The organism is Mesorhizobium sp. M6A.T.Cr.TU.017.01.1.1 (genome assembly GCF_004023115.1).
Lineage (GTDB): Bacteria > Pseudomonadota > Alphaproteobacteria > Rhizobiales > Rhizobiaceae > Mesorhizobium > Mesorhizobium mediterraneum.
On the sequence record NZ_RZTA01000193.1, the window covers coordinates 1 to 6518 of the forward strand.

7 protein-coding genes are annotated in these 6518 nt (G+C 62.1%); 2 read left to right on the plus strand and 5 right to left on the minus strand.

Going from position 1 to position 6518, the window contains the following annotated elements; all coding sequences use genetic code 11:
* From EOB36_RS32540 to EOB36_RS32560, 5 genes are all read right to left on the minus strand, one after another.
* The coding region (locus EOB36_RS32540; protein ID WP_164897689.1) for an L-idonate 5-dehydrogenase at positions 1-985 on the minus strand (985 nt) is incomplete at its 3' end.
* Positions 982-2388, minus strand: coding sequence for a TRAP transporter large permease (locus EOB36_RS32545; protein WP_095485189.1), 1407 nt, complete (start codon positions 2386-2388; stop codon positions 982-984). The genes EOB36_RS32545 and EOB36_RS32540, both read right to left, overlap by 4 nt.
* A 3-nt stretch (positions 2389-2391) precedes the next feature.
* Positions 2392-2964 (minus strand): TRAP transporter small permease, encoded by a 573-nt coding sequence (locus EOB36_RS32550; protein ID WP_095485188.1) that lies wholly within the window; start codon positions 2962-2964, stop codon positions 2392-2394.
* A 145-nt stretch (positions 2965-3109) separates the two neighbouring features.
* Positions 3110-4084, minus strand: coding sequence for a sialic acid TRAP transporter substrate-binding protein SiaP (locus tag EOB36_RS32555; protein WP_095485187.1), 975 nt, complete (start codon positions 4082-4084; stop codon positions 3110-3112).
* A gap of 121 nt (positions 4085-4205) precedes the next feature.
* Positions 4206-4925 carry a FadR/GntR family transcriptional regulator gene (locus EOB36_RS32560; protein WP_095485186.1) on the minus strand — a complete coding sequence of 240 codons (720 nt, stop codon included), beginning with the start codon at positions 4923-4925 and terminating at the stop codon, positions 4206-4208.
* A 118-nt stretch (positions 4926-5043) separates the two neighbouring features.
* Between EOB36_RS32560 and EOB36_RS35895 the strand changes: the two genes are divergently transcribed.
* Together EOB36_RS35895 and EOB36_RS32565 are read left to right on the plus strand one after the other, a co-directional pair.
* Positions 5044-5175, plus strand: a complete 132-nt coding sequence (locus EOB36_RS35895) for a hypothetical protein (protein WP_280953364.1) — start codon at positions 5044-5046, stop codon at positions 5173-5175.
* A 93-nt stretch (positions 5176-5268) separates the two neighbouring features.
* Positions 5269-6518 (plus strand): DUF4396 domain-containing protein (locus EOB36_RS32565; protein ID WP_128286502.1); only part of this gene is annotated, 1250 nt, incomplete at its 3' end.

A 6518-nucleotide genomic window follows, 5' to 3' on the forward strand; every position in this document is an offset into this window, starting at 1 on the left:
GTGCCGAGGAAAGGGGGCGTTCCGCGGTCACCAGCTTCAGGACGTCTATGTCGCCGCCGACGATGAGATCGCCCGCCTGGTTGACTTCTGCGCCGAAGCGGAACGTGCCCTTCAGGTCGATTTCCTTGGCCATCAGCGCATTGGCCGCCACCGGGATCTGACCACCCGGAAGATTGCCGACCTGAACGACCGTGCCGCCGCGCCGGACGCTGGCGATCGCCGCCGCGAGGCCCGCTGCGGTGCCTGAGATCTCGAACGCGACATCGATCGCCTTGTCGGCCGCGAGCGCCTTGAGTTCCTCGTCGCCGCCAGACAGGTCGATCGTCCTGTTTGCTCCAAGTTTGCTGGCGAAGGCAAGCGGCGCCTCTGCTATGTCGACGACGGTGAGATCGTCACACCCCTTGAGCCTGGCGGCGAGCATGGTCAAAAGCCCGATGGGGCCGGCGCCGAACAGGATGACGTTGCGGCCGGCGATGTCGCCGGCCCGCGCCACTGCGTGCAGGCTGACGGCGAGCGGTTCGGCGAGTGCCGCCGCCTGGTAGGCGACATCAGGCGGGACCTTGATGCATTGCGCGGGTGTGGCGTCGAACACGCTGGCAAAACCGCCCTGCATGTGCGGCGTTTTCGACGCCGAGCCCATGAAATAGATGTTTTCGCAGAGATTGGCGCGGCCCTCCGCGCATCGCGCGCATTGTCCGCACCAGCGCGACGGGTTGACCGCCACGCGATCGCCGACGGCAAGTCCTGACGCGTCCGCGTTGATTTCCACGATCTCTCCGGCGACCTCGTGGCCGAGCACGAGCGGCGATGTGACGACAAAATCGCCGGTCCGCGCATGGCGGAAATAGTGCAGGTCGGAACCGCAGATGCCGCCTGCGCCGAAGCGCACGCGCACCATTCCCGGTGCGAGGGGGCAGAGCGGGTGCTCGACGACCCGCAGATCCTCAGGGCCGAACAGCGTCGCAGCGACTGCGCTATCGATCATCGGATCAGTCCCATTTGCGTCGGTAGCCACAGCGTGATGGCGGGGATGAAGGTGATCAGGATCAGCGCAACGATCAACGGAACGAGCCAGGGCAGAATTGCCATGGTCGTGCGCTCGACCGACAGCTTGGCGACCCGCGAGAGGACGAACAGCACCATGCCGAGCGGCGGATGGAGGAGACCAATCATCAGATTAAGCGTCATGATCAGGCCGAAATGCACCGGGTTGATGCCGTACACGGCGGCCACCGGCAACAGGATGGGCACGAGAATGGTGATCGCCGCGATCGTATCGAGGAAGCAGCCGACCACCAACATCAGGACGTTCACCAGGATGAGGAAGACCCACTTGTTGTCGGTCAGCGCGAAGATGAAGGTCGAGAATAGCTGTGCCGCTTGGCTGACGGTGAGCAGCCAGGCGAATATCGAGGCGGCCGTGACGATGAAGAGCACGGAGGCCGTCGTCTCGATCGTGTCGAAGCTGGCCTTTGCCAGCGTGCGCAGCGTCATCGTGCGGTAGCGCACCAACCCGAGGAAAAGCGACCAGATCACGGCGGCCATCGCCGCCTCGGTCGGCGTGAACCAGCCCATCGTCATGCCGCCGATCAGGATTACCGGCGTCATCAGCGCCATGACCGCGGAGAAATTGAAATACCAGTCGGCCGCAATCAGCACCAGCAGCGCGATGCCGACCGCGACATTGATGGACAGGCCAAGCTGCACCAGCAGATAGCAGGCGAGCGGGAAGGCAGCCACCACCAGCACCTCGCCGGCAGCTTCGGCGAGCCGTCCAAGCTCGAACGACGTGTCGGAGCCCCAGCCGCGCCTGTAAGCGAAGATGGCGACCGTCACCATCATCAGCACGGTCATCACCACACCGGGCAAGATGCCGGCCATGAACAGCGCGCCGATCGAGACATTCGCCATCATGCCGTAGATGACGAAGGGCAGCGACGGCGGGAAGATCGGCCCGAGCGTGGCCGATGCTGCGGTGACCCCGACGGCCGCCTCGATCGGATAGCCGTGATCCTTCATCGCCTTGATCTCGATCGTGCCGATGCCGGCGGCGTCGGCGAGCGCGGTGCCCGACATGCCAGAAAAGATCACCGATCCGATGATGTTGACCTGCGCCAGGCCGCCCTTCATCCAGCCGACCAGGGCAAGGGCGAAGGCGTAGATGCGCCCGGTGACGCCCGCAATATTCATGAGATTGCCGGCAAGGATGAAGAAGGGAACGGCGAGCAGCGGAAAGCTCTCCACCCCGGCAATCATGCGCTGGGCCGCAATGATGTCGGGCGCGACGCCATAGAGCACGAGGTAGAGCACCGAGGCAGTCGCCATCGACACGGCTACCGGCACGCCAATCAGCATTAGGACAAGAAAGCCTCCGACCAAAAGCAGCATCGCTCAGTCTCCCGCCGTTTCGAACGCACCCGGGCGCTCAAGAACCGAATAGCCGCGCCTGTAGTTGCCGACAAAGACCTGGATCGAGCGCACGAACATCAGCGCGAAGCCTGCCAGGACGGCGTAGAAGAACCAGCGGCGCGGCAGGTTGACGGTGACCATGCGTTCGTGCGCCACGATCGAGACGTAGCGCCACATCAGCCAGGTTCCGTAGGCGAAGAAGACGACACGAATGACGTCGACAGCGAGTGCCAGCCAGCGGCCGACACGCTCCGGCAGGTAATGGTAGAGTACATCGACATGGATGTGACGCGAGACGCGCACGCACATGGCGGCGCCGAGAAAAACGACGACGACCAGCGCGTTGATGGCGATCTCCTCGGTCCAGGCAAGGCTGTTGTTCAGCGCATAGCGGGTGAAGAACTGCAGGAAGACACAGACGACCATGCCCCAGAACACGGCGAGCGTGATCCAGTCCTCGATGCCGTGGTCCGACAGGTCAATGTGTACCGGCACCTCCTCGAAAGCGTGGGCGATCTCTTCGACAGTGATCTCGGCATGGTGTTCCTCGGCCATTGGCGCGGGCTCCCGAAGCTGGTGAGTCGTCAAGGGTTGGAAAGGCCGTCCGGCGCAACGTGGGGCCGGACGGGCGGGCAGGTTAAAGCGGCGAATCCGGTTGCCGCTCTATCCCCTTGTCTGAGCACCTGATTTTCCCGATACTCTACTTGATCGCGCGGATCGCTTCCCAATCGGCCTTGTTGTAGCCAAACTCCTCGAACGTGACCTTCTCAAGCACATTCTTCTCAAAATCGGCACGGTCGATGTCGGTCACGGTGATGCCGCGATCCTTGAACACCTGCACCAGTTCCTTTTCGCGCGCGACGATCTTTGCCGTGGCACGGGCGGCCGCCTCCTGCATCACCTCCGTGAAGATCTGCTTGTCCTCGTCGGAAAGCGAGGCCCAGCGCGACTGCGATACGATCGTGTTGAGGTGATCGACGATGTGTCCGGTGAGCACGATGTGCTTCTGCACCTCGTAGAATTTCTTCGCCTCGATGGTGGTCAGCGGGTTCTCCTGAGCCTCGACTGTGCCGTTCTGCAGGGCCAGATACACCTCGGCGAAAGCGATCGGCGCGGTGTTGGCGCCGCAGGCACGCGGCATGGCGAGATAGGCCGGCACGTCGGGGACGCGCATCTTCAGACCTTGCATGTCGGCGCATTTGGCGATCGGCCGGTTTGAGGTGGTCTGCCGGGTGCCATAATAGGTGGTGGCCGTTATGTGATGGCCGGACTTTTCCTCGTAGCCCTTGGTCAACGCCTTGTAGACGTCGCTTTTGGTGTATTTCAGCAGATGGTCGGCGTCGCGGAAGATGTAGGGGAAATAGGTGACGCCGATCGGCGGATATTCGCGCGCCGCGAAGCTCGACCCGGAGATGATGATATCGACCGTGCCGAGCGTCAGGCCCTGGTTTATGTCTGCTTCCTTGCCGAGCTGCGAGGCCGGATAGACGTCGACGGTGTAGCGGCCCTGAGTGCGCTTCTTAATCTCCTCCGCTGCCCACACGGACTCGGTATGGAAGGGCTCCGACGTCTCATACACGTGGGCCCATTTCAGAGCTGTCTGCGCCGAGGCCGAAGCCAAAGGCATAGCGATCGCTGCGATCGCACCGAGTAGAACTGCGTATTTTCTCAGCATTGTGTTCCTCCCTGAGGTTGGATTTGACTGCTCCGACCGGATCTCCCCCCGGCCGACTGCTAGATATTTTAGTTGAGCATCGGATTTCCCAAAACCGATTCCTGCTTTTGGGTCCGATGCTCTATTCCGCGACCTCCCTGGCCACGGATTTCTCACCGAAATTGCGTGAGAATCTCAGTTGCGACTGACGCAGATGTTCCTGCATGGCGGCCTTCGCCCGTTCGGGCTCGCGCGCCGCGATCGCGTCCCGCACCGCGCGATGCTCCTCCGCGGCGGCCCGCCAGGAATCCCTGTTCTCGAAATAACTCGACAGGCGTTCGAAATATGGGTTCATGCGCTGGTCGAAAAGCTCGCCGATGCAGCGCACCAGGACGGCGTTTCCGAGAATGCCCGCCACCATCGTATGGAACTCGCGGTCGAGCGCGATCGTCGTCTTGGTCGGGTGAGGTATGTCCTCCATCCGGCGCAACACGTCGTCCATATGTTCGATGTCGATCGGCCGAACATGGAGGGCGGCTTCGGCGGCGATCGCCCCTTCGATGAACTCGCGTGCCCGCAACAGCTCGAACGGGCCTTCATCCATCTCTGCAGTCAAAACCTCGGCACGCGGCCGGTCGGTGACGTAGATGCCGGAGCCGACGCGAATGCGTATGCGCCCCTCGACCTCGAGCGCGATCAGCGCTTCACGGACGGTCGGGCGGGAGATGCCAAGCTGATCGGCCAGTTCGCGCTCAGTCGGCAGGCGATCGCCGACTACGAACTCGCCCGCGTCGATCAGCTGCCTGAGCTGATCGGCGATCTGTCGGTAAAGTCGACGCGGTTCAACGGCCTGGATCGGCATTCTCACCCAGTTCTACTTCAACAGAATCATCGGGCTGGTCCCGGATCGGTAAATTGGTCTGACCTATTAATCGAAGGTGCCGCGAAAAAAGCGGAGAGTCAAGCAGCAGAGAACGCCCATGGAACTCATTCTCCGTGACTTTCTTGGAAACGACGGATCGGCCATGGCTGGACGGCAACTCTTGACCTTCCAGCAACTGGAAGGCTTATCGAATGGTTTCGCCGCCAGCACCATCTCCGGGAGTTTCTAGGGGAAGGGCCTGCGACGCGGCGCGTTCAAGGGGGCGGACGAAACAGTCCGTCGCTCTAAGGTCAGTGGAGAGAAAACCGACAGGAGTTCTGCAGTGTTCGTACAGCCCGTCGACTACTTTCTTGCAGTCTGGTTCGTTCTAGCGGCCCTCAGCACGGCTTACGTGGCGTGGGATCAGTTCCGCAACAATCCCGAGCCCGTGGTAATGAAATGGGGCTTCATCCTGGTCACGCTCTATATGGGGCCGCTGGGGTTGCTGATTTACGTGCTGGCCGACAAGGAGCCTCGGCCGGGCGAACACGAGGCGTTCACCAAGCCGCTCTGGAAGCAAGGCGTCGGCTCGACGATCCACTGCGTCGCCGGAGACGCCACCGGCATCATCCTCGCGGCAGCAATCACCGCCGCTCTCGGGCTGCCGATGTGGATCGACCTCATCGTTGAGTATGTTGCCGGGTTCGCGTTCGGCCTGTTTATCTTCCAGTCGCTGTTCATGAAATCGATGATGGGCGGCACCTATTGGGAGAATGTCCGCAAGAGCTTCATGCCAGAGTTCATCAGCATGAATTTCATGATGGCGGGCATGGCGCCGGTCATGAGCTTCCTGATGATGGGCAGCGACATGCGGGCCATGGAACCGACCGAGCTCCTGTTCTGGGGCGTGATGTCGTTTGGCGTGATTGTTGGATTCATCACTGCATATCCTGCCAACGTATGGATGGTGGCCCGTGGCCTGAAGCATGGGCTGATGACCGAACGCAAACCGGAATTCGACAAGGCGAGGGAAGGCAGGCGCGAGCACGCGCATAGCGGCGCGGAAGCCGGGGTAGCGGGGCACCGTCACCACGAGGAAAAGCGCAAGCCTGAACCGACGGGAGATCGACCAAGCCACAGCGCTCACGCGCGCGTTGACGAACACGCTAACCCTGGACATGGCGGCGCGGGCGGCAATCCAGGGGTTGGCCATCATGGATCCGGCCACAGATCGACGCATGGGGGAGCGGGCATCGCTGCCTTTGCGAGGATCGGCCGTCATCCGCTTCATCCTATGCTCGTGCCGCTTCCGATCGGATTTTTCATGGCGGCACTGCTTGCCGACATCGCCTATTGGCTTACGGCTTCGCCGGCAACGGCGAGCGCAGCCACATGGCTGATTGCCGGCGGCGTCGTGACCGGCGCCGTCGCTGCTACCGCGGGTCTGGCCGACTTTTTGGCAAACGCCGAGATTCGCGCGCTCTACCACGCACGCTATCATCTCGTCGGAAACGTCGCGGTTCTGGCGATAGGAGCAGCCAGCCTGTGGTTGCGAAATTCAGTGGGTGAGGCCGATACCGTGCTGCCTTGGGG

Excerpts from the sequence above, each read along its gene's own strand:
- EOB36_RS32545 (WP_095485189.1), bottom strand. The coding sequence starts at position 2,388 with ATGCTGCTTTTGGTCGGAGGCTTTCTTGTCCTAATGCTGATTGGCGTG.
- EOB36_RS32550 (WP_095485188.1), bottom strand. The coding sequence starts at position 2,964 with ATGGCCGAGGAACACCATGCCGAGATCACTGTCGAAGAGATCGCCCAC.
- EOB36_RS32555 (WP_095485187.1), bottom strand. The coding sequence starts at position 4,084 with ATGCTGAGAAAATACGCAGTTCTACTCGGTGCGATCGCAGCGATCGCT.
- EOB36_RS32560 (WP_095485186.1), bottom strand. The coding sequence starts at position 4,925 with ATGCCGATCCAGGCCGTTGAACCGCGTCGACTTTACCGACAGATCGCC.
- EOB36_RS35895 (WP_280953364.1), top strand. The coding sequence starts at position 5,044 with ATGGAACTCATTCTCCGTGACTTTCTTGGAAACGACGGATCGGCCATG.